The organism is Salinivirga sp. (genome assembly GCF_055145285.1).
Map to the genome: position 1 here is coordinate 97,691 of NZ_JBSRDC010000062.1, position 21,420 is coordinate 119,110.

Here is a 21,420-nt window from a genome sequence, read left to right on the forward strand (position 1 = left end):
AGTTAACTATCTTTTAGACATAGCTATATTCGAAATGTTCAAAGTTTTAAATAAGTGGAAGAAACAAGACCCATTAATAAGCTATTTGATTTACTGGACGATTGGCGTCATCTTCCTGCCTACCAACTTGAGCGCAGAGCCGATATTTTCTTTGCTTTGTATCTGGACAAAATCATAAAACAGAAAAAAGATACCGAAATTGACTACATCATTCCTGAATTTCCGGTTCGAGTGGGTGAAATATCAGAGAAGAACCCACATATTAATCAATCCTTTAAAATAGATTACCTGGCCTATGCAATGGCAGCAGAGCGCGTTTTTCTTGTAGAGTTAAAAACCGACCAGCGCTCACGCCGCGACAAGCAAGACTGGTATTTGCAGCGTACAGCTCAGGTTCAGGTAAAAGGCATATTAGAAGGATTAAAAAAAATATACAAGGCTACCCATCAAAAAGTAAAATACAATTACCTTCTGGATAAAATAGAAAAAATCGGTTGGATAAGCAGAACAGAAAAGACGTTCGTAATTAGTAACATCAACATTACTCCCGAAATTCTTTACCTACAACCCTTAAACCTAACAAACGATGATGCAGTCATTTCTTTTGATGATGTAATTGCTGCTTTATCAACCACCGATGATGAATTAGCGAAACGGTTTATAGTTTCTTTGGAGAAGTGGAAGAGTAATGTAAATAAAATTGTAAAAAGATGAATTTAAGAGGCATTTTAATTGAATACTTCATTACGGGAGGGTTTGCTCTCATTTGGGTTTATTTAATTTTGAAACATACGGGTATTTATTCTGAGATAAAAGAAATTGATAATAAAGTAATATTAGGAATTTTTGCTATATCATCGGTTTATATGATTGGATTAATTGTAGATCATATCGGAAAATATTTTACAGAAGCAATTAGGTATTTATTAGTAAATGTTTTTTTTTACGAAAGGCTTAAAGAAGTTGAAAACAAAAGTTTCTCTGTTGCACAAGTTTATTTCTTAAACTCAGAATTAGGCAAACAATATGAAATGAGAAGTAGTCGAGATAGAATTGCTCGTGGTTCAATAATTAATATACTCTTTTTAACAATTGTATTACTTTATTTTTTACCACAAGAATCAAACTACTTTTCCTATACATCAATTGTAGGATCAGTATTATTTTTCCTTTTTATAATGATATGGGTGCGATTTCAATACTTAAGTGGTATATTCCTAAGACAGTGTAAAGAGCTTTTTGAAAAAAACTGATACAAAATAAATAATATGTCTATATTCCAAACCTCCGTACTCAAAAAATACCTCAATGAACTCGATCAAAGTTTGATTGATGAAAAATATAAAGCATTTCAGGCATATTTTGAGAATGCTGAGATGCAGGAACGTATTCGCGATTTAAAAGAAGAACAGTTTCAGGAGGGTTTTCTAAGAGAGTTATTCGTGAATGTATTGGGTTATACTCTAAATCCCAATGAGGGCTTTAATCTTACAACTGAACAAAAGAATGTAGACGACAGCAAAAAAGCTGACGGTGCCATTTTGAAGGATGATAATGTCCATGCAGTAATTGAGCTAAAATCTACCCAAACAACCGATCTGGACACCATCGAAACGCAGGCATTCGGGTATAAAAACCACAATCCTGAATGCGTGTATGTCATTACGTCTAATTTTGAGAAATTAAGGTTTTACGCTCAAAATGCGGTGGACCATATCGACTTTGATCTTTTTAACCTTTCGAAAGAAAAGTTTTCGGTACTGTGGCTATGTTTGTCAAAAGACAATGTAATCAATGATATTCCACTGAAGATTAAAAATGCTTCGGTATTACAGGAGGACCAGGTAACCAGGCAACTTTATGCGGATTATCAAAAATTCAGACAAGACATTTTCAATAATTTGGTTGAAAAGAACCCTGACACCGACAAATTACTGCTATTTAAGAAAACCCAAAAGTTGCTTGACCGTTTTTTGTTCATCTTTTTTGCTGAGGACAGGCTATTGGTACCACCCAACTCAATAAGTAAAATTGTAGACCAGTGGAAAACGCTCAAAGAAGATTTGGATGAATACGTACCACTTTATGAGCGTTTCAAAAAGTATTTTGGCTACCTGAACACCGGTTACAAGGGCAAACAATACGAAGTATTTGCCTATAACGGCGGTTTGTTCACAGCAGATGAAGTGTTAGACAACGTAACAATTGATGATAATGTTTTATTGGAGCACACCCTAAAACTAACTGCATACGATTTTGAGACCGATGTGGATGTCAATATCCTGGGACACATTTTCGAGCACTCTTTAGGTGAAATTGAGAACATTCAGGCCGAAATAAAAGGTGAAAAAGTCGATACACAAAAAACACGAAGAAAGAAAGATGGTATTTTCTATACGCCCAAATACATTACCAAATACATTGTAGAAAAATCCATTGGCAAACTTTGTGAAGACAAAAAAGCTGAGTTAAACATTACAGATGAACGTTTTGGCCATTCCGGTAAAAGAACTAAAAAAGGCGTTGATGATTTACAAGCTTATCGTGACTGGCTATTAGATTTAAAAATATGTGACCCTGCTTGTGGTTCCGGTGCTTTTTTAAATCAAGCTTTGGAATTTTTAATTAGCGAACATCGATATCTTGACGAAATAACAGCAAAATACCATAAAGTGCCCATGGTGCTTAGTGATGTTGAATCATCAATTCTTGAAAACAATATTTACGGTGTTGACCTGAACGAAGAATCCGTTGAAATAGCCAAACTCTCACTTTGGTTGCGCACCGCACAAAAAGGCCGCAAACTCAACACCCTGAGCAGCAACATTAAATGCGGAAATTCCCTAATTGATGACCCTGAAATAGCCGGAGAAAAAGCATTCAAATGGGAAGAAGAATTCCCTGAAGTGTTTGAAAATGGTGGTTTTGATGTGGTGATTGGGAATCCGCCTTATGGCATTTTTATAGATAAAAAATCACAGGAATACTACATAGATCATTATCCTCTCACTAGTTATAAAATTAATTTGTATATACTATTCGTAGAGAGGATGCTGCAGGTATTTGAAAAAGGAATTGTACATTTTATTATTCCAAAGTCATTACTTTTTAATACATACTATAAGGAAATTCGAAAAGCACTCATTCAAAGAACCAATATAAATGAAATCTATACAATAACAGAGAAGGTATTTGAGGATGCTGAAGTAGGAAGTAGCCTGTTGCTACAGTTTGTTATTGCGAAAGATAATAATCCAACAAATACAATCAGGTTACTAAATGCAAATAAAATTGAAAATTTTGTTTCCAAATTTGGGTTAACTGAAAACAAGCTACCACAAGATTACTTCCTAAAAGTACCAAATTGTGAGATTTCTGTAACTTCTGCTGATTCTAAATCGATTTTACGAAAACTTCACGAATTAAATTCGATTAAGGATTATTATACTATAAAAAATGGTTTAAATCCTGGAAATGTAAAGCATATATTAATATCAGACACCAAAAAATCTGAAAACCATAAACCAATTATTTGGGGCAAAGATATTTCTCGTTACAGTTTAAACTGGTCAGGTCAATTTATCAACTATGATGAAAATATTCGAAACACTATATCCTTGGATGATATTAAATCAAAAAAAGGTATGAATAGGCAATCAAAGATTGATTTTGCATTACGATCACCAGAGATTTTTGAAACAACTAAGGTTTTAGTGAGAAAAACAGGAGATTCTTTAATTGCATGTTTAGACGATCATAAGTATTATTTCGATACTTTAGTTCATGGAATATACTTGCGAAATAAGGAATATTCGCTAGAAACGTTACTTGCAATTTTGAATTCGAAACCAGCAACCTATTTTTATAGATTATTGCATGACATAAAGGGTAAAGTGTTTGCAAAAATTAGTTTAGATAACCTTTCTTCATTTCCATTGCCTGATTTATCTAGTCAAGAAAATGAAATGTTCAGTGATAAGGTAGACTTTTTAACTATGAAAACAAATGATTTAGAGGCTTTACAAGGAAGTTTTCTTGGTTTATTAAAAAGCAAGTTTGATGTTAATAAAATAAGTAAAAATTTAAAGGTTTGGTATGATCTGTCTTTTAGTAATTTCCTTAAAGAATTGACAAAAGCCAAGGTGAAACTTTCTCTATCAGAAGAAGCAGAATGGATGCAATACTTCAATGAGCAAAAACAAAAAGCTCAGGAGCTTCAAGCTGAAATAGAAAAAACAGATAAAGAAATCGACCAAATGGTTTATGAATTATATGGATTGACGGAGGATGAGATTAAGATTGTGGAACAAAGCATAAATTAATGATATGAAAGCAGGTGAACTTCAAATATCCGATTTTTTACAAGCTCCTAATGTGCAATTTATCATTCCTGTTTATCAGAGAAACTATGATTGGACACATAGTGAATGTGAACAACTTCTGAATGATATTATTGACGTAGAAAAAGACGATAGAGGCTCACATTTTATAGGTAGCGTTGTTTTTATTCATGAAGGAACTTTTAGAACTAAAGAGGTAAGAGAACTCCTAATTATTGATGGGCAACAAAGACTCACTACAATCAACATCTTGTATGTGGCGCTTTACCGTTTTGCTAAAGAAAATGGAAATCCTAATGAGGCAGAACGCATTTACAATATGTTTTTAACGAATCAATACGTTCAGAATGAAACAAGTAAATTAAAACTAAAGCAAACCGATACAAGTTCGATTGCATTTAAAGCCATAATGAACGGGATTGAACACGATAATCTTCCCTACTCCAATGTAATTGAAAACTACAACTATTTTAAAGGTGTGATTACTGAAGAACTCTTCGATACAATAATCAACGGTCTTAATCGCCTGATATTTGTTGAAATTTCTTTAGAACGAGACAAAGACGATCCACAACGGATTTTTGAAAGCCTAAACTCTACCGGTCTTGATTTATCGCAATCCGACCTTATCCGGAACTTCATTTTAATGGACTTGCCACCAAAAGAACAAAACAAAACCTTTGAAACCATTTGGAATCCAATAGAAGAAAATGCCAAAGACTTAAAAAAGCAAAAATCATTAGTTTCAGATTATATCAGAGACTACCTCACTTTAAAAACTAAAAAAATACCTAATAAAAATAAGGTCTATCTCGAATTCAAGCGACAGTACCCAGATAAAAGAGCAGAAAGCTTTCATCAGGAATTAGAGAACATTAAATCTTTATCCTACCACTATCAAAAGTTTATCAATCCCTCGATTGAAAAAGATAGTGAAATCAGGAAAGAATTAGAATACATTAGCCGGATAGAAATTAATGTGGCTTACCCTTTTCTTTTGCAGGTGTTTGAAGACAAAGAGAATGGGTTGATAGATAAAGACGAGCTCATAAAAATATTAAAGCTAATTCAGAGCTACACATGGAGAAGATTCATCGTTGGGCTTCCTACAAACGCCTTAAATAAAATATTTATGACATTGTATGGAGAGGTTGAATTTGATGATTATTATAACTCTGCTGCTACTGCATTACTAAAAAAGAAAGGTAGTGCCAAATTCCCAACTAATGAAGAAATTAAAGCAGCATTAAAGGATAAAGATGTATACACAGCTCAAGCAAAAAACAGAAACTATTTTTTCGAGCTTTTAGAAAATTTTAATAACCCGGAATATGTTGATACCAAAAATGAATTAATAACCATTGAACATATATTTCCTCAAAACCCAACGGACGAATGGAGTGAGCAATTATCGCAAGATGAGTATTTCAGCTTCAAAGAAAAATACTTACACACCATTGCTAATCTAACTTTATCTGGCAACAATGGGGCGCTGAGCAACAAAAGCTTTCAGGAAAAGAAAACGATGAATGTTGATGGGAAAGAACAAGGTTATAATTACAGCAAACTTTGGTTGAATAAATACCTTCAGAAAATTGACCATTGGGACATTGGAACTATGAATCAACGTTTTAATCTAATGTATGAGCGATTTATACAAGTATGGCCTTATCCGGATGTGCAAATTGAAGAGATTAACCAAGAGGATGAAATAAATATTTATGATGCTGAAGCACCCACATTCAAAAAGCTTGAATACTTTATATTCGACAACACCAAAATTGAAACCGATGCCATTGCACAAATGTATTTTCATGTTATAGGAGAACTATATAAAAGAAATACGCAACTGCTAATTAGTAATCAGGATATCTTGAAAATTACGAGAAACAAAAACGATTTTCGCTCACCCCAGGAAGTCGTCAATAATTGGTTTATCGAAGCTAATATAGATAGTAATAGCAAGTTTAAAGTTTTAAAAAAGCTGCTCACCTTATTCGAATTAGAAGAAGAGCTAATTATTAAGTATGGCAGTGATAATGGTAATAATAAAACAGCTAATCGGCATATCGTGCGAAAAAAATACTGGCAACACATTTTAGAAAAAATAAAAAATACTCATCTTTTCGAAAATGTAAGCGCATCAAAAGATCATTGGATAAGTACGGGTGCGGGCAAAGCCGGTATTGCATATACTATGGTCGTTTCAAAAAGTTTTGCAAGAGTTGAATTAACGATTGGTAGTTCCAGTAAAGAAAAAAATAAGCGGTATTTTAAAAACCTGCTTATTCATAAAACTGAAATAGAAGAAGCATTTGGCAACGTACTCGAATGGGAAGAATTACCGGATAATAAAATGAGTCGAATAAAAATAGAAGATAAAACTGTAAACGTTTTTAATGAAGAAACATGGCCAGAAATCGACAAGTTCTTTATTGAAAATTTGCCGCAATTTGAAAAGGCATTTTCACCGTTTATAGGGCAATTGAAATGATAGTGCAAGTCTGTTTCAATCATGTCTACTATATAGTCTATGAAACATATGCTCTCCTAAAAAATGGAATTAAAAGTAAGGAGGGATAATTATTATGTATTTACATTCCAAGTCTCATCCTAAATACTTGTAAATCATGATGCAATGTTGCATGCTCAATCTTCCTGAAGTCTTTATAACAATCAAAATGTTTTCCGCTGTTACATTTCTTAAAAGTTAATCCACTTCCACAATAGCACATATCATGTAATCTCAATTTATTAGGGCTTGTTAAATGAAATTGTATCAGATTTGCAATTTTCATATTATTGGTTGTCTTTAGAATATCATGGTACCCCTGAATAATGCCGAGTTTGTCATGTCCATACTCATTAGTCTTGTATTGCTTATTTATTTCATAATAGGAATTATTTTGAAAATATGGAATTACAATATCTTTTATAAACATAGACAAGGTGAAAATCTTCGTTTTAAGTAATATTTGAGCTTTTGCTTTTGTGGTAAGACAACATGACCCAGTATCAGTGTATATATGACGGTTAGCTACACGTGGAATTCTTTCCCCTTCTTCATAAACGTGAGGAAATTCATATGGATACTTAGAAATGTTTATTTTAACATCGTATGAATCATATGATGAAATAAACAATTCTCCCTCTATGGAATTATCCTTTTCATTATATGAAAGTGTTGGATAGTTTCTGATAACTTCTTGAATTTGATCCTTAATATCCATAGGGTTTTGGTGTGACTGAAGCTGTCCCTATGGCAGCTCCTAAGTTATTACTCACATCTTCTTCATTAGCATCTTGTCCTAATGGAAATCTGTTCCCAAATTGATTTTTTCGCAGTATTTCAGATCCTTTCTTGAAATTTCTTTCATCATTTGCCCGGTCTAAATCAGTTAATAAACTTTTGAATACATTCAAGAAGTTTATTTTTCTTATAGATGAATAATCTGCAAATACATCTTCGCCAACTGGTGTCGTTGGGCGGATACATTTAAACCCGTTGGACTTGTTTAATTCAGAATCAATATTTCTGACAGTTTCACGTAGTGCCTTATCATCATTTTCATCCTCCACATAATGATTTGTTGCAAGAATAGTAAATTCAAATCCACTAGGAAGTTTTAGGTTAGAGTTCTTTATTTCACGATAGTTTTTCCAGGCTTTTAAATACCTTACAATCCTTTCTAGTTGTTGGGTCTTTTTGTTATTAAACCATTCATAAAATTCTTTCGGATCACTTTCTATCCAGCCTTTTGATTTGTGTGCTAATTCAATTTGATTGCCATCTTTATAGTATATTGGTAAGTCAATATGATGTCCATCGCTGAAAATAACTCTTACGCATGTGTCTTTTCTAATAGGATTCTGTGAGGCGTGATCTTCCACAGATTGATATACCCAATCATGCCAAGTATTTACCGTTCGTTTAATATTTTTATCTTCTTTTTCAATGAAGTACACTCCATAATCCAGATCGTACTTTAATAATGTTTCATTATTGTCATCCTTTACCGGGATTGGATTGACCGTTGTGTTCATTTCGAATGAGCCTTGTCCATGAAACTTCGGTTGTAATTCATTTGGCTTGTTCTCTTTAAACCAATTTCGTATTTTCTTTTTAATGTCTTTGCGACTTTTCTTAAGCTTTTCTTTCCGGCTACCCGATAGCTTAATTTCCTTGTTAAATTTTGTAAATTCTTTGTGTAAAACAGCCATGAATTATTTTCCTTTCTTTATATTTTGTGAGATAAATCGTTATTAATGTATTTGAAATCAACCAATTCACCCTTAGTTTGATAAGGATGGCGATTAGTGTAATAAGTTCCTGATAAATGCTTTTCTTTTCCATCTTTAATGAACTTAATTACTTCAGTGCCATAATGTGGTGGAAATCCTTGATCAATGCTTCCTTCATTAAGGTAATTGTATACTAATCTGTAATGTTGTTCATCTTCAGTCTTTTCAACAAACATACCTTTGCTAGTTGAAGGAGATGAAACTTTACCATCTGTATTAAGTGTAAATGTTGTGACTGATATTCTATATCCCGTTTGGTTGATGATTTTAATCTGTTTCTTTTCACCAGTTATTTGATTTCCATTATCATCTATGTACTGATACTTTAGTATTCCTTCATATCTACCAGAGAAATTATCTATCCAATACATCCACTGAAATGGGATATACTTCCATAGGTATTTTGATATGAAAAATAATAGTGTGGAAACAGTACCCCCGATGGTTAAAGATATGCCCCATCTATCTTTTGCTAAATATATTAAAATTGCAATGGTTGCTATAAAACTGACTAATACGCTTGACTTAAAATAGTTAAAATAGCACTTCATTATTTGCCTTCCTTTCTAACACCTTTAAAGGGATTGTCATTTGATGTTTTTACATCCATAAATCTTCCTGTTTCTAAATTGCGTTTTACCCATAGTTCTGTTTTAGGATTCTTTACTTGGGATCTTTTTCTAACCGAGCCTTTTCGACTGTCATCTTTGGGTGGATTTGTTGCCATATTTATTATCTTTATGTAATTAAACCTTACTCACTAATTATATGATTGAACATGAATAAAATTCCAGAAGAAAAAGCTACAAAAAATGAGAAAAGTAAAATTATTACGATTCTATCAAGCTATAGTAACGGAGATTGGGATGAAATACTATCGCGTGTTAATGATGGAATAAAGCATAGATTACGATATACTAGTTTTGGAGCCCATTCTCAAAAAGAATTAGGTGAACCTGCAAATATGTATTATGTAAAAAAGACTATAGAAAAAATTTATAGTTTTGAATGGCGATGGGATTATGAAAATGTGTCTATAGTTAAACATATGATAACTATTGCTAATAGTTTAATTTCAAATCAACTTGATCATTATGAAAGAAAATGTAAAAATGTTGAGGCAGGGTTTGAATTTAATGATGGTCTTTATTATGATGTTTTTGAGGAAGTTTATGACGAAAAAATAGATGAGTTAATCAAATGTATAGAGAGAATAGTTGCTGAGATTGAAGAACTAAGCTTTTATTGGGAGGCTATAAAAGAAGGTAAGAAGTCAAGAGAAATAGCAGAGCTGATGGAACTTCCCGTAAAAGAAATATATAAAAAGAATGATAGACTAATCTATCAAGCTAAAAAGAAATGTATTAATAATTAGGAGATTATGAAAAATCGAGAATACTTTAAACTATTGACAGATATTTCTGAAGAAGCCAGTTTGAATTTACCCTTTGAGGAACTGGAAGAAACTGATAATGCTGATTTGATTAAGTTTGCTAGATTTCAGGCATTTAAGGCAAAAGGCAAACTATACCGAGATATTGGGGAGCAAAAAATTACTCAGTCAAAAAACAGGATTAGAAACGAGATGGATCGTTTGATTGATTTGCCAATTGAAACTTTAAGGTCAAGGCTAGGGAGAATTATTCCACAAACTCAATTTCGCAATCTGGATAAACTAGATAGAGGTGAGATGCTTAGTTTAATTGAAGATTCTTTAATCTTGGAAGATTTATCAAAAAACAATGAATAATCCACGAAAGCTTGCCTTATCCTTACTTGAAGACTTTGGTATTACAAATCCGCAAGATGTTGATGTTATAGATATTGCATATGCATTAAATATACCTGTAAGACATAACCAACTTAAGGGTTGTGAAGGTAGAATAACCCATGCAAAGAATCAATCCATGATTACATTAAATAACTCCGAAAAATTCATTACACGACAAAGATTTACTATTGCTCATGAAATTGGACATTATTTAATGCATCGTAAAGAGCCTATAAATCATAATGATGATATTAGTTCACTTTCGTGGTTTAATAATAAAAATAATCTAGAAATTTTAAAACAAGAATCTGAAGCAAATGAATTTGCATCGGAACTTCTATTACCAACAGATCAGTTTTTAATCTGTATAGAATCACAGTATTTTTCCCCTGAACTAATTCGAAGCGTTTCCGATAGGTTTAAAGTTAGTAGAACTTCTGTAATTCATAGGTTTGTAGAACATGGAAATCATCCTATTTGTGTATTTTATACTAGAAACAATAAAGTACATTATTGGCGTAAATCAGAATTCTTCAAGTATTATATAAAAAATATTACAAAATTACCGCCACCGGGGGATTCCGTATGTGCAGAATACTTCAATGAAAATACTATTTATCCAAATGAAGAATCTAAGCAAGAAATTTCAAAATCAACATGGTTAGAAGTAAACAATGAATATGCAAATGATATTTTCTATGAGTTTTGTTTAGTGCATTCGTCCGTCAATCTTGCAATTAGTGTAATATGGGAAGATTAATACTAACTGGTAAATACATTCTGTCCAGTTTTTTAATTAAAAAACTGGACATTTTTTATATATTTGTGGAAAGAATATATGAATGCAAGTTACTGATTCTATAAGAAATACAATTAATAAACTTCCTGTTAGTTATGTGTTCACCTATAGGGATTTTAACCCTGAGGTGAATGGCCGTGAAGCGATTATTAAAGCATTGAACAGAATGGTTGCTAAAGGGGAGATTGCAAAACTTTCAAAAGGCAAATATTATAAACCCAAAGAAACCAGTTTTGGTTTGGTTCCGCCTGATCAGTACCAGGTGGTGAAAGATTTATTGGGTAGAGGAGATAATGTTGTCGGGTACCTGACTGGTTATTCAGTTTACACAAAGCTTGGTTTAACCACCCAGGTAAGTAATACAATACAAATTGGGCGCAACGAAACGCGTCCGGCTATGCAGCGTGGAATGTACAAAATCAGCTTTGTGAATCAAAGAAACACCATTACAGAAGAAAATATACCGCTTTTACAGATTTTGGATGCTATCCGTTTTATAAAGAAGATACCCGACACCACAATTAATGATGCGTGTAAAAGGTTATTTGAAATTGTGAACAGTCTAAGTGAAAATGATCAAAAACAAATGATTCGCTTGGCAAAAAAATACCCTCCTTTTGTTCGGGCTTTATTAGGTGCTATGCTAGAGTCATTAATGAGTGATAAGGCTGTTGAGCCGCTTGCAAATTCACTTAATCCAATTACAAAATATAAAATAGGAGTGTCAATCAACCGCTTGCCGAATGCAACTAAATGGAATATACAATGAATCTACACAAACAAGCTAAATTATTTAATGATGCAATTCAAACGGCTTCTAGTCATTTGAAAATCAATCAAGAATTTATAGTGATGGATTATTGGATAACATACATGCTATGGAACTTGTCAAATTATCAGAATCGTGATCAGGTTGTATTTAAAGGTGGCACATCGCTTTCAAAAGCCTATAAAACAATCAATCGTTTTTCTACAGATGTTGATCTGGCAGTTATTCAAAACCCTGATTTTTCTGGTAACAGAATTAAGAATGAGATACGAAAAATTGAAAAGACAGTTGCCAACGGATTATTAGAACTGGAAATTCCAGGGCTTACCAGTAAGGGGTCTCGTTTTCGCAAGAGTGCTTATATCTATCCGGTTAATGATAAATTTGAAGATGAAAATTTCGTAATTATTGAGACCAATTATTTTGCTAACCCTTACCCTTATGAGGAAAGGGAAATTGAAAGCTTTATAGCTGCATTTTTAAGAGAGACTGGTAATGAAAAAGCAATCAATGATTTTAATTTGCAATCTTTTCGAATTAATGTTCTGGATCGCTTCCAAACTTTAATTGAGAAACTCGTTTCGCTTATTCGTTTTTCTTTTCAAGAAGATTCCTTGGAAGGTATTAGATCGAAGATAAGGCACTTTTATGATCTGTATTATTTGTTGCAAACAAAGGAGGGCAAAGAGTTTATTGCCAGTGCGAATTTTAGAGAGCGTTTCAATAACCTCCTTTTGCACGATCAACAATCATTTGATGAGCCCAAAGGTTGGGGGCAGTATAAGCTGAGTGAGTCAATATTGGTATCTGACTTTGAGAGGGTTTGGGAAAAGCTAAAAGATACCTATGTTGAGGAATTATCCATTTATGCATATGCGAAAATTCCTGATGAACAACTTGTTGCAGAATCTTTTCATAGATTAATATCTCATGTTCAATAGAACTATTAATACACACTTTTTACAACTATTTTACAATTTTCGGTAATTTGGTGTAGTGTTAATCGTCTGTATGTTAGATGTTAATGCTAATTTAAATACATTTTGTATCGGGAAGTAATTGATTTTCAAATTTTTAATCCCGGCATATTGATGTGATAAATATCCCATCCACCATATTCACTTGGCTTGAGTTTAAAAAATCCATCTCCTTTATAAGTAATTGCTTCTGTGTTTTTGTGAAATCGGCCATTCAAATGAATGCGAAAATCAATTTGTGCATCTGTTTTATCCTGATTAATTGTGATTTGTTTTATTTCATTGGAGACGTTCTCAAAGTAATCGAAGGCATTTAGAAAAGTGTTGATCTTTTCAATAACAGTTTTTTCATCGACTGGTTCATTTATCGCATTTTTGTGGTTTTTTGTGTCAACATAAGTCAAGTCATACCCCTTACCATCAATACTTGTATGCTTATTCAACGTTGAACTGAAAAAATTTCCATAGGCCATTTCAATATCATACTTTGCATTGGGGTGAAACTCTTCGTATATAAAATTGGTTGACATGCCTGGGATATTCATATTATCAATTTCGTAATCAAAAAGTTCTTCGGTTATAAAACGATAGAGTTTCTCATCATCTACTTCACATAAAGTGTCCAGGTAAATATTGTTTTCGCTCATTATAGCGAATACTCGTTCAAGTTCTTTAGAAATTTCGTTAGGGTTTAACTCATTTATCTTTTGATAAGCAGGTTGGCCAATGTACTCCCAAATGCTGATTTGTTCTGTAGTGCTGTTGAATTGCTTTTCGAACTCATCAATATAATTTAACCATTGATTTTCCAATTCTGGCGAAATGTTGCTTTCACCCCTAAAGTCTGCTCCATACTTCTTTTGCAATTCTTGTTTCTTAAGTTCATTATCAATTTTCTGATTCAAGTCCTTGTTTTTTTCTTTGTTCATGTTGGATAATTTTTGCGGTAAAACCTTAAGTGATGTCAATATGCTTACCTTATGATAAATAACCAAGTTAATAAAAATATTTCATCCGTTTATTTTTAATTTTCAATGGTCGGATGGAACCTCCTTTTAATTAGCAACCAGGCTTTTAACTGCATTCTTGCAAATAATCATGTTCGTGCCTTGCTCCGCTGAAGCTTCGCAAAGGCGCAGTGTGTCAAAAGCCTTGTCATGGAGGTTTCATTTAGTATTTTTATTACAGATTTTGATAATATCTGTCAAAAACTAAAGGATACATACACCAGGAAACTATCTGCACTTGCTTATGCTGAAATACAAAAAGAACAATTCGTTGCAGAATTGTTTCGGAAGTTAATACAGCAATTCATACAATAAAACTATTTGATTTTTATATTTTTGATGTTTTTTGTGAGTTACTGTTAGGTAATTGTGAGTAAGGTCTATTCTCAATTTGTATCAGAAAGTAAACTTAATATTGAAATCATGTTTGATGATATGGATGAATTAGAAGGAAATAAACCTGAAAACCTGCCAATTTATAAAAAAGGACGGGAGATTTATGATACGGTAAAAGAGATTACCGATTTAATGCCGGAAGATAACGAGATTTTGCAGGATATTAGAATGCAAATGTTATCAGATGCAGCTACGCTTACGGTCAAGGTTGCAGGTGCTGAAGGAGGCGATTTATACGATATCAGAATGCAAAATGCAGCTTTAATCCGTAAGGCGGCAATGGATTTAATGATACAAAACCATTCACTGGAAGATTTTGGGTTTGAGTATGTTGAATATTTTGATATTGTGCGCAAGTTGATAGAAGAATACCGGTTATTGTTCATCGATTGGGCGGCAGGTTTCGATAAATGGAACTATATAATTGATCGCTGGGGCTTGTTTAATCCACCGGGCGTAGGTCCGCACGATAAAGACCCGGACGACGATATACCCTTCGATCCAGATGAATTTCTTGAGTAATTTAAAGCCGGTTTAATGAAATTTTATCGGATTTATTTGTTTTTGTATGCAAACAGAAATATCAAACACCCTATTGCTGAGCATGGAACCATTTTCTCACTAACATGCAGGAGTGTGTATTTTTTTCTTTATTGATAATAAGCAACTCCCTACGAATAATCTGCCCATGAACTTTTACCGTTGTAGTCTGTCACAGGAAGCACCTGTTTGCTGTAATGAAATGAATTGACAAGGCCGGATACCTCTTGTTTAATCATATCGATACTATTATTTATCAGGTCGTTGCGAAAGCCTTTGTTTCCAAGTGTTGCAACATAATCGGCCGATATAATTCGGCTCAGTATTTTACCAAGTCCTACTTGTTTACGCTGTGGTAAATTTTCGTCGACGGTAAAATTTGTCAGTCCCTTAAAATGTGACGATGTGCGTTGGGTCAGGTCGTAGTTTTTCAGAAAAGACGCAAGATTCATATTTTTAAGCCGGTTCATTTGCCTGGTCACCATTTCAGTAATTTGGGTGTAGAGCATTTCATTGGAGCCTTCGAAAACCTGGAAAGGTCGGGAATCAATAATTCCTCTTATGGCCACACTTTCTGTTTTATATCCATTGGCGCCTAAAAGTTGTGTCAGGGTTTGTGCCGCTTCATGCATCAATTCTGTTACATGGGCTTTCATTGTATTGGCTTCTACTGTGGCACCTGTGAGGTTATGTTCTATGCCGCTTGCCTCACTGCTACGTGCGCACATGGCTGAGCTTATGGTAAATGCACTTTGAATACGGGCAACCTGTTGCTTAACCTGGTCCAGTGCAATCAATGGCTTACCACGAATAAAGCGGTGCTGTGTGTGATAAAGGGCATCATCCAGCATGCGGCGAATAAAGCCGATGGCCATACCTGGAAATTGAAAGCGGCTTCGGTGCAGCAAATCCATGGTAAGTTTTAAACCCGTGGTATCGGGTTCCAGCTTATAGTCTTCAGGAACATGAATATCTATAATATTTTTGCCGTAAGGGATCGGGTACAGTCCCATATTATTGTAAACCTCATCTACAATAATTTGCTGTTCAGGACTTTGAGTATCAACTATAAAAAAATCAATATCGCGGGCGAGTTCTCCGTTGGGGAGTTGCCGGCGCGAAGTCATTAACCAGTAGTCGGCCATTCCTGTGAGGCCCTGCCAGTGTTTTACCCCTTTGATATAATATTTCGAACCTTCACGCAGATTGGTAGTTTGCATATTCAGCGCATCGCTTCCATATCCGGGCTCGGTGATCATCAGTCCACCCATGTTTTGTTTATGCAGAAAACGGTGAAAAATATCCTCTTTAATGGGTTCCCGGGCATATTTGGCTACAGGACCCAAAAACAGTCCCATGTTGATACCAAACATTAACGAAAGGGGCAGTGATTCATACGATGCCACATCCATCAGTGTTAATAATTCCCTGGCATTGCCACCGCGCCCGCCATACTTTTTGGGAATGGCTACTGAAAAAGGATTGGTCGCCATAATATCTCGCAATACAGTTGCAGGAAAGCCACGGTGACGTATGAATTTTTTTATATCGTCCCTTTCATAGAATACACTCTTTAAAGTTTGCTTAAATGAGTTGATGAAATCATTAAAAGGAAGCAGTGCTTCTGTGTTGTAGGTGGTCATTGGTATATGTTTTTTTGTGGTATGTTCGTTCCATTCTTTGCTGTTGCTCTCAATTATTGATTGTCAAAGAGCAAGCTGTTATTAAAATAACAAGTTATGTTTCAGTATGTTTTTTGCATGCGCTTTAAATTATATTGAGCCATGAATTGATGCTAGTAGGCGATTGGCTGACAGAGAGAAAGAAACGTTTTGACACTTGCAATATATTTGAATGGTTTTGTAAAAAAGCCATTGCCTGTTAAGACAATGGCTTTTAAAACGAGATAATCCAAATTGATAAGTCCTGTCAGAAAGAGCTGTTTTAGTTTCCTACATCTCCATTGGCATTCCCGTTAAAGGTGTTGCCTACAAGGGTTGGAGATGAATTGTCGTTGTAAATTCCCCATCCTGCTGAGTGGGAGATGGTGCAATTGCTAATTGTGGGTTCGCCCGAAGACACGTTTTCAAGGTTAATATTTCCGTTATTGTAGGTTGTAGCATACCCTCCACCATAGGATATATTGCAATAATTGAGTAACGAGCCATTCATGGTATTCGTTTCAAAGAATATTCCATCCCAGTCACCGGGTTGTTCTCCTCCTGCAGGGGCCGATGTGGTAAACGTGATGGGTAAGGCTGATGTACCATTGGCGATAAGTTTTCCAAATTCTGAAGCTCCTACAGTAATTTCAGAGCCTTGTGTAAATTTTACCGTGCTACCGGCTTGTATTTCAAGAGTAGAACCTGATGCTGATTGAATGCTTAGTGAGCCATCTATCACATAAGCTGCATTCTGGGCGAGCCATGTTTCGCTGGCGTGCTCAAAACCATCTCCATGGACCAAAATGCCAAGATCATCTTCTCCATAAACATTACCTGCTCCTAAGGTGTGGGCCCAGTTGCCATATATTTGCATCACATAATTGTCTACATCGTGGATATTATTATTGGTGAATGATGCGAATTTACCGACATCGTCGAGGGTAATGCCGTAAGTTGCCGATATCCTGATTTCTGTATTGTCAATAGATACTGCAGCTCCATCAATATCAATAGCTCCCACATAGGAAGCATAGCCACCTGCGGCTTCTACAATGCAGTATGTGAGTTCGCTGCTAACGGCTCCACTTCCAAAACTGATAAAGTCCCATTGCCCGCCTTGCTTCTGAGCTGATGTTGATGTGAAAAGAATTGGCAGGCTTTCTGTCCCTATAGCTTTCAATGTGCCATATCCACTATTGCCAATATTAAGTTTTGAACCATCGGTAAACTGAATTGTATTTCCGGCTTCTATATTCAGGGATGCTCCACCATCTGTTTCGATGTTAAGAGCACCGTCAATTGTGTATGGTGAAGTTTGGAATCTCCAGGTGCCCTGGGTTTGTGTGTACGCACCTCCATCCACCAAAATGCCACTGCCATCAATGATGTTGCCTGTGCCGATGGTGTGTGCTGCATTTCCTTCAACAAAAATATCATAGCTATCGTTGTTCATCAGCGTGTTGTTTGTAAAGCTCGCGAATGTGGAGCCATCTTCACAAACTACCCCATAAACGGCAGAGTTGGTTATTGTGCAATGGTCCACGCTCACAGAAGGGCCTTCTATCCATAAGGCACCGCCATAGGTAGATGCATAACCGCCACCGTATTCAATTGTACAATACTGAAAAGTACTTGTGCCTGTGGCAGAAGATGTGAAATTTATGTAATCCCAACTACCGGCTGAAGGTGAGTTTGAAATGCTTGTAAATGTTATCGGATCATTGGCCGTTCCCACTGCAGTCAATGCAGAGTTAGCTCCTGTCACGGAAATTTTTGCTCCATCCTCAAATTTAATAGTTGTACCCGGTTCAATGGTGAGGTGTCCGCCTTCTTGTATTTGAAGTGTACCTTCAATAATGTAGGTCCCGCTCTGCCATGTAACATTGGTAGTAATGGTTTCGTTGATGTATTCCTGCGTAGTTCCCTCATCTTCTGCTTCTTCAAGCTCATCGCAAGAATACATAATAGCTGCCATGAAAGCCAGCATGGTTAATAATGCAGTAATTTTTTTCATAACTGTGATTCTTTGTTAGATGATTATGATTTTTAGTATTTGTAAAATTACGTTCATTTTAGTCATAAACCTATTATAAAAATAAGGATAACAATAATTTAACTAAACCATGTTCATTCCAGTAAAAGGAATATGACCTTGAAACTAATGTTTGCTAAACATATTTTTTGTAATTTGCTTGTTAGAATACAATCATTAAAACAGCACATTATGCCATTTCTATCTAAAATTTTCAGCAAAGGCGCCAACGATTTGATTAAAAACGGTGGCGATGTCATTGATAAACTGGCTACATCGGATGAGGAAAAGATGCAGGCCAAAAATAAACTTACTGAACTGGTTTTTAATGCCATGGGTGAGTTACAGCAAGCCCAGCGGGAGGTACTGGTTACTGAAGCACGCGGCAATTGGTTGCAGCGCAGTTGGCGACCCATTTTGATGCTGGCTTTCGGCTTTATTGTGATGTATGCTTATTTTTTTGAACCGGCTTTTGTTTTAAGCGATGGTGAAGAGGGTATTGCCCAGAATCTAAACCCTAATTTCTGGGGATTACTTAAGCTTGGTGTAGGCGGCTACATCATTGGACGTTCTACTGAAAAAGTAGCCAGTACGGTAACCAGCCGTATTGATATGCCATTTATGCGTAAAAAAGACCGAAACAAATACTATGGATAATACAGTACTGAGAATTTCTAATGAGCACCTTTTGTTGGGTGATAAAGTTGAGCAGTTACCATGCAGGAAAAACACTGTAAAATTTGCTCCGGGTATGCCAGATACCATAGTCTTGCACTATACGGCCGGCCGTGATGGACGGTCAGCGGCGGAATATCTTTGCAAGGATACGGTTAAAGCTTCAGCCCATCTTGTTATCGATCGCAATGGTACAGTTTTTCAATTAGTACCTTTTGACACTGTTGCCTGGCATGCCGGCAAAAGCCAATGGAAAGGCCGTGCTGGTTTAAATAATTACGCCATTGGCATTGAAATTGACAATGCCGGTATTTTAACCAGGTCGGGTACCGCTTATACATCGTGGTTTGGGAGGAAATACGCTGAAGATGAGGTTATGGAAGCTACTCACCGGAATGAATCACAAAAACGTTACTGGCATTTATATAACGAACAGCAAATATTATTGGTTGAGGCTGTTTGTGAGCTTCTGATGGATGGCTACCCGGCCATTAAGGAGATTTTAGGGCACGATGAAATTTCGCCGGGACGCAAACAGGATCCCGGGCCGGCTTTTCCGCTTGATAAAATCAGGCAACGGCTGCTTAACGACCGCGATGAGGATTCTGCACCAGTCAATAATCTATCAGGAAAGGTTCGGGTGCCATACCTAAATATACGCAGGCTGCCTGCCCTCGGTGCCAATAAGGTAGCACAGTCATTACCGGAAGGAACAGACCTGACTATTTTTGAAGAATATAACGGATGGTACCGGGTAAAAACTGAGATTGAAGGGTGGGTGGCCGGCAGGTATGTTGATATAGAAAATGATTTTCCGGATTACAACAAAGATATACACTGAATGTTAATATGCCCGCAGACCGGATTCAATAAACTCATGTTGCCAAATATCAAACAATTCTTCACGCCCCCGTACGTTGCTTCCTGAATTATTGAGCAGGTCGGTAATGGCGATTTGATCGTGCGCATCTGTCTTTACCTTTTTCGCCAACGATTTGAGTACGCCATATTTTTTGTGTTTTAATTCAAGAATTTCAATGGAATTAAAATCTTTTGGCTGCTCTTCGTCATACAATGTAAAACCTTCGTAATTTACTGCTGCTTCATTTCTGTTTCTTACAAAACCTTTTTCAGTAATAAAATCATCGGAGCGCTTCAGTTTATTGGCAATTATTTTTCGATAGCCTGCTTTCTGGAATCTGTATTTAAAAAAGAATGAACAGTAGTTTATCCCGATTGGTATTTGTTGCTTTTTTGCAAACGACATTATTTCTAATGCTGCTAGCTCCGATTCAAGTACTATAGGTCGCTCGGCTGGAATATAGGTGTAATTGCGCCTCAACAATTTGTCTGCGTTGTGATGTGTCAGCCTGATTTGGTGCAGGTTCAGATTGGTTACTCCTGCTTTTACCATCTCGGGGAGCAGGTGCTTCAATCGTTCTTTTTCTTCCGGTATGGACGGAATCTCTATGGTAATGTTTGGTATGAAGCCTTTTGCCTTTTTCAGTGCTTTAAGCTGATATCCTGAAGCTCCAATATCGAACCTGATTTCATTTAATCCGGCATGTCCCAGTTTTTCAAATATTTCAGTGTTGGCCAGTATGCCATTGGTGTACATCCATGTGTAAACATCCGGTGCGCAATACAATCTTACAGCTTTCAAATATTGTAATACCCGGTCTTTAAACAGCAATGGTTCGCCACCACTAAAACTTACACCTTTAAAGCCAAAGTGGTTAATGTATTCAGCATAGGCCTCGGGTGTGTTAAAGGTTATACCTTGAGATTCCGGTGGTTCATCATTATGCTGTGGTGCCGGACAATAAAAACAACTGGCATTGCATTTTCCGGTAATAAACAGACAACTCCATGCGCCTGCACCACAAATCTGACAACCCCTGGATATATGGTTGATAAAAGGTTTTGTGCCTTTGAATAACGATTGATTGCCTGATTCACCAAGAAGTGTTTGTCTTTTGGCTTCCAGCTCATCAGCTTGCCATGCATTAATCCAATTTAAGTTATATTTTCCAAACTCTTGTTTGTTTTTATTTACAAGTGTGTTCAGATACCTGTAGTAAGCATCCATTTTATTGAAGTATTAATTAAACGTTTTTCAGCCTTTGCTCCGAGGGTGTTGTAGTAAAA

20 protein-coding genes are annotated in these 21,420 nt (G+C 35.5%); 12 read left to right on the top strand and 8 right to left on the bottom strand.

The window, feature by feature from the left end; translation table 11 throughout:
- Nucleotides 1-54 precede the first annotated feature (54 nt).
- The 4 genes from ACTB0Y_RS12935 to ACTB0Y_RS12950 are packed head-to-tail and all read left to right on the top strand — an operon-like array spanning nt 55 to nt 6,834.
- Nucleotides 55-714, top strand: a complete 660-nt coding sequence (locus ACTB0Y_RS12935) for a hypothetical protein (RefSeq protein ID WP_463207245.1) — start codon at nt 55-57, stop codon at nt 712-714.
- Nucleotides 711-1,253 carry a hypothetical protein gene (locus ACTB0Y_RS12940; protein ID WP_463207246.1) on the top strand — a complete coding sequence of 181 codons (543 nt, stop codon included), beginning with the start codon at nt 711-713 and terminating at the stop codon, nt 1,251-1,253. The genes ACTB0Y_RS12935 and ACTB0Y_RS12940 overlap by 4 nt, the downstream gene beginning before the upstream one ends.
- 15 nt (nt 1,254-1,268) lie before the next feature.
- A complete protein-coding gene (locus ACTB0Y_RS12945) occupies nt 1,269-4,322 on the top strand; it encodes an Eco57I restriction-modification methylase domain-containing protein (protein ID WP_463207247.1) in 3,054 nt (1,017 codons plus the stop codon).
- 4 nt (nt 4,323-4,326) lie between these two features.
- On the top strand, nt 4,327-6,834 hold the full coding sequence (locus tag ACTB0Y_RS12950) for a DUF4268 domain-containing protein (protein ID WP_463207248.1): 2,508 nt from the start codon (nt 4,327-4,329) through the stop codon (nt 6,832-6,834).
- Between the two features lie 100 nt (nt 6,835-6,934).
- Here the strand turns inward: ACTB0Y_RS12950 and ACTB0Y_RS12955 are convergent, their stop codons facing one another.
- Genes ACTB0Y_RS12955 through ACTB0Y_RS12970 form a run of 4 tightly spaced genes read right to left on the bottom strand, consistent with a single transcriptional unit; the run spans nt 6,935 to nt 9,369 of the window.
- Entirely contained in the window at nt 6,935-7,570 is a 636-nt protein-coding gene (locus tag ACTB0Y_RS12955; RefSeq protein WP_463207249.1) for a hypothetical protein, read from the bottom strand.
- Complete coding sequence (locus ACTB0Y_RS12960) at nt 7,560-8,561, bottom strand: cyclic GMP-AMP synthase DncV-like nucleotidyltransferase (RefSeq protein ID WP_463207250.1); 1,002 nt, start codon at nt 8,559-8,561, stop codon at nt 7,560-7,562. The genes ACTB0Y_RS12955 and ACTB0Y_RS12960 overlap by 11 nt, the downstream gene beginning before the upstream one ends.
- Before the next feature lie 17 nt (nt 8,562-8,578).
- Complete coding sequence (locus ACTB0Y_RS12965) at nt 8,579-9,193, bottom strand: Cap15 family cyclic dinucleotide receptor domain-containing protein (RefSeq protein ID WP_463207251.1); 615 nt, start codon at nt 9,191-9,193, stop codon at nt 8,579-8,581.
- Nucleotides 9,193-9,369, bottom strand: a complete 177-nt coding sequence (locus ACTB0Y_RS12970) for a hypothetical protein (protein ID WP_463207252.1) — start codon at nt 9,367-9,369, stop codon at nt 9,193-9,195. Before ACTB0Y_RS12970 ends, ACTB0Y_RS12965 begins: the two co-directional genes overlap by 1 nt.
- A 51-nt stretch (nt 9,370-9,420) precedes the next feature.
- Here ACTB0Y_RS12970 and ACTB0Y_RS12975 point away from each other — a divergent pair, with 51 nt between their 5' ends.
- From ACTB0Y_RS12975 to ACTB0Y_RS12995, 5 genes are all read left to right on the top strand, one after another.
- Nucleotides 9,421-10,017, top strand: a complete 597-nt coding sequence (locus ACTB0Y_RS12975) for a hypothetical protein (RefSeq protein ID WP_463207253.1) — start codon at nt 9,421-9,423, stop codon at nt 10,015-10,017.
- Between the two features lie 6 nt (nt 10,018-10,023).
- The gene (locus ACTB0Y_RS12980) at nt 10,024-10,392 is read left to right on the top strand and encodes a hypothetical protein (protein WP_463207254.1); all 369 of its coding nucleotides are present in this window, start codon (nt 10,024-10,026) and stop codon (nt 10,390-10,392) included.
- Nucleotides 10,385-11,173, top strand: coding sequence for an ImmA/IrrE family metallo-endopeptidase (locus tag ACTB0Y_RS12985; protein WP_463207255.1), 789 nt, complete (start codon nt 10,385-10,387; stop codon nt 11,171-11,173). Before ACTB0Y_RS12980 ends, ACTB0Y_RS12985 begins: the two co-directional genes overlap by 8 nt.
- Nucleotides 11,174-11,255: 82 nt before the next feature.
- A complete protein-coding gene (locus ACTB0Y_RS12990) occupies nt 11,256-11,981 on the top strand; it encodes a type IV toxin-antitoxin system AbiEi family antitoxin domain-containing protein (protein ID WP_463207256.1) in 726 nt (241 codons plus the stop codon).
- Nucleotides 11,978-12,922: a nucleotidyl transferase AbiEii/AbiGii toxin family protein gene (locus ACTB0Y_RS12995; protein ID WP_463207257.1), complete on the top strand. Its 945-nt coding sequence runs from the start codon at nt 11,978-11,980 to the stop codon at nt 12,920-12,922. Before ACTB0Y_RS12990 ends, ACTB0Y_RS12995 begins: the two co-directional genes overlap by 4 nt.
- A 125-nt stretch (nt 12,923-13,047) precedes the next feature.
- On the opposite strand, the gene ACTB0Y_RS13000 is transcribed toward ACTB0Y_RS12995, so the two are convergent.
- Entirely contained in the window at nt 13,048-13,887 is an 840-nt protein-coding gene (locus ACTB0Y_RS13000) for a hypothetical protein (protein ID WP_463207258.1), read from the bottom strand.
- 501 nt (nt 13,888-14,388) lie between these two features.
- On the opposite strand from ACTB0Y_RS13000, the gene ACTB0Y_RS13005 reads away from it, so the two are divergent.
- Nucleotides 14,389-14,883: a hypothetical protein gene (locus ACTB0Y_RS13005; RefSeq protein ID WP_463207259.1), complete on the top strand. Its 495-nt coding sequence runs from the start codon at nt 14,389-14,391 to the stop codon at nt 14,881-14,883.
- A 149-nt stretch (nt 14,884-15,032) separates the two neighbouring features.
- Here the strand turns inward: ACTB0Y_RS13005 and ACTB0Y_RS13010 are convergent, their stop codons facing one another.
- Nucleotides 15,033-16,544 carry an acyl-CoA dehydrogenase family protein gene (locus ACTB0Y_RS13010; protein ID WP_463207260.1) on the bottom strand — a complete coding sequence of 504 codons (1,512 nt, stop codon included), beginning with the start codon at nt 16,542-16,544 and terminating at the stop codon, nt 15,033-15,035.
- 301 nt (nt 16,545-16,845) lie between these two features.
- Entirely contained in the window at nt 16,846-18,579 is a 1,734-nt protein-coding gene (locus ACTB0Y_RS13015; protein ID WP_463207261.1) for a right-handed parallel beta-helix repeat-containing protein, read from the bottom strand.
- A gap of 210 nt (nt 18,580-18,789) precedes the next feature.
- Here ACTB0Y_RS13015 and ACTB0Y_RS13020 point away from each other — a divergent pair, with 210 nt between their 5' ends.
- Nucleotides 18,790-19,254: a 3TM-type holin gene (locus tag ACTB0Y_RS13020; protein WP_463207262.1), complete on the top strand. Its 465-nt coding sequence runs from the start codon at nt 18,790-18,792 to the stop codon at nt 19,252-19,254.
- The gene (locus ACTB0Y_RS13025; RefSeq protein WP_463207263.1) at nt 19,247-20,113 is read left to right on the top strand and encodes an N-acetylmuramoyl-L-alanine amidase; all 867 of its coding nucleotides are present in this window, start codon (nt 19,247-19,249) and stop codon (nt 20,111-20,113) included. Before ACTB0Y_RS13020 ends, ACTB0Y_RS13025 begins: the two co-directional genes overlap by 8 nt.
- Before the next feature lie 3 nt (nt 20,114-20,116).
- Here ACTB0Y_RS13025 and ACTB0Y_RS13030 read toward each other — a convergent pair whose 3' ends face one another.
- A complete protein-coding gene (locus ACTB0Y_RS13030; protein WP_463207264.1) occupies nt 20,117-21,361 on the bottom strand; it encodes a radical SAM protein in 1,245 nt (414 codons plus the stop codon).
- Between the last annotated feature and the right edge of the window lie 59 nt (nt 21,362-21,420).

What these genes read in the sequence shown, in the direction of transcription:
- ACTB0Y_RS13025 (WP_463207263.1), top strand. Translation starts at nt 19,247, where the DNA reads ATGGATAATACAGTACTGAGAATTTCTAATGAGCACCTTTTGTTGGGT.
- ACTB0Y_RS12945 (WP_463207247.1), top strand. Translation starts at nt 1,269, where the DNA reads ATGTCTATATTCCAAACCTCCGTACTCAAAAAATACCTCAATGAACTC.
- ACTB0Y_RS12940 (WP_463207246.1), top strand. Translation starts at nt 711, where the DNA reads ATGAATTTAAGAGGCATTTTAATTGAATACTTCATTACGGGAGGGTTT.
- ACTB0Y_RS12985 (WP_463207255.1), top strand. Translation starts at nt 10,385, where the DNA reads ATGAATAATCCACGAAAGCTTGCCTTATCCTTACTTGAAGACTTTGGT.
- ACTB0Y_RS13030 (WP_463207264.1), bottom strand. Translation starts at nt 21,361, where the DNA reads ATGGATGCTTACTACAGGTATCTGAACACACTTGTAAATAAAAACAAA.
- ACTB0Y_RS12980 (WP_463207254.1), top strand. Translation starts at nt 10,024, where the DNA reads ATGAAAAATCGAGAATACTTTAAACTATTGACAGATATTTCTGAAGAA.
- ACTB0Y_RS12970 (WP_463207252.1), bottom strand. Translation starts at nt 9,369, where the DNA reads ATGGCAACAAATCCACCCAAAGATGACAGTCGAAAAGGCTCGGTTAGA.
- ACTB0Y_RS12975 (WP_463207253.1), top strand. Translation starts at nt 9,421, where the DNA reads ATGAATAAAATTCCAGAAGAAAAAGCTACAAAAAATGAGAAAAGTAAA.
- ACTB0Y_RS13000 (WP_463207258.1), bottom strand. Translation starts at nt 13,887, where the DNA reads ATGAACAAAGAAAAAAACAAGGACTTGAATCAGAAAATTGATAATGAA.
- ACTB0Y_RS12955 (WP_463207249.1), bottom strand. Translation starts at nt 7,570, where the DNA reads ATGGATATTAAGGATCAAATTCAAGAAGTTATCAGAAACTATCCAACA.
- ACTB0Y_RS13020 (WP_463207262.1), top strand. Translation starts at nt 18,790, where the DNA reads ATGCCATTTCTATCTAAAATTTTCAGCAAAGGCGCCAACGATTTGATT.
- ACTB0Y_RS12950 (WP_463207248.1), top strand. Translation starts at nt 4,327, where the DNA reads ATGAAAGCAGGTGAACTTCAAATATCCGATTTTTTACAAGCTCCTAAT.
- ACTB0Y_RS12995 (WP_463207257.1), top strand. Translation starts at nt 11,978, where the DNA reads ATGAATCTACACAAACAAGCTAAATTATTTAATGATGCAATTCAAACG.
- ACTB0Y_RS12990 (WP_463207256.1), top strand. Translation starts at nt 11,256, where the DNA reads ATGCAAGTTACTGATTCTATAAGAAATACAATTAATAAACTTCCTGTT.
- ACTB0Y_RS12960 (WP_463207250.1), bottom strand. Translation starts at nt 8,561, where the DNA reads ATGGCTGTTTTACACAAAGAATTTACAAAATTTAACAAGGAAATTAAG.
- ACTB0Y_RS12965 (WP_463207251.1), bottom strand. Translation starts at nt 9,193, where the DNA reads ATGAAGTGCTATTTTAACTATTTTAAGTCAAGCGTATTAGTCAGTTTT.
- ACTB0Y_RS13015 (WP_463207261.1), bottom strand. Translation starts at nt 18,579, where the DNA reads ATGAAAAAAATTACTGCATTATTAACCATGCTGGCTTTCATGGCAGCT.
- ACTB0Y_RS13010 (WP_463207260.1), bottom strand. Translation starts at nt 16,544, where the DNA reads ATGACCACCTACAACACAGAAGCACTGCTTCCTTTTAATGATTTCATC.
- ACTB0Y_RS13005 (WP_463207259.1), top strand. Translation starts at nt 14,389, where the DNA reads ATGTTTGATGATATGGATGAATTAGAAGGAAATAAACCTGAAAACCTG.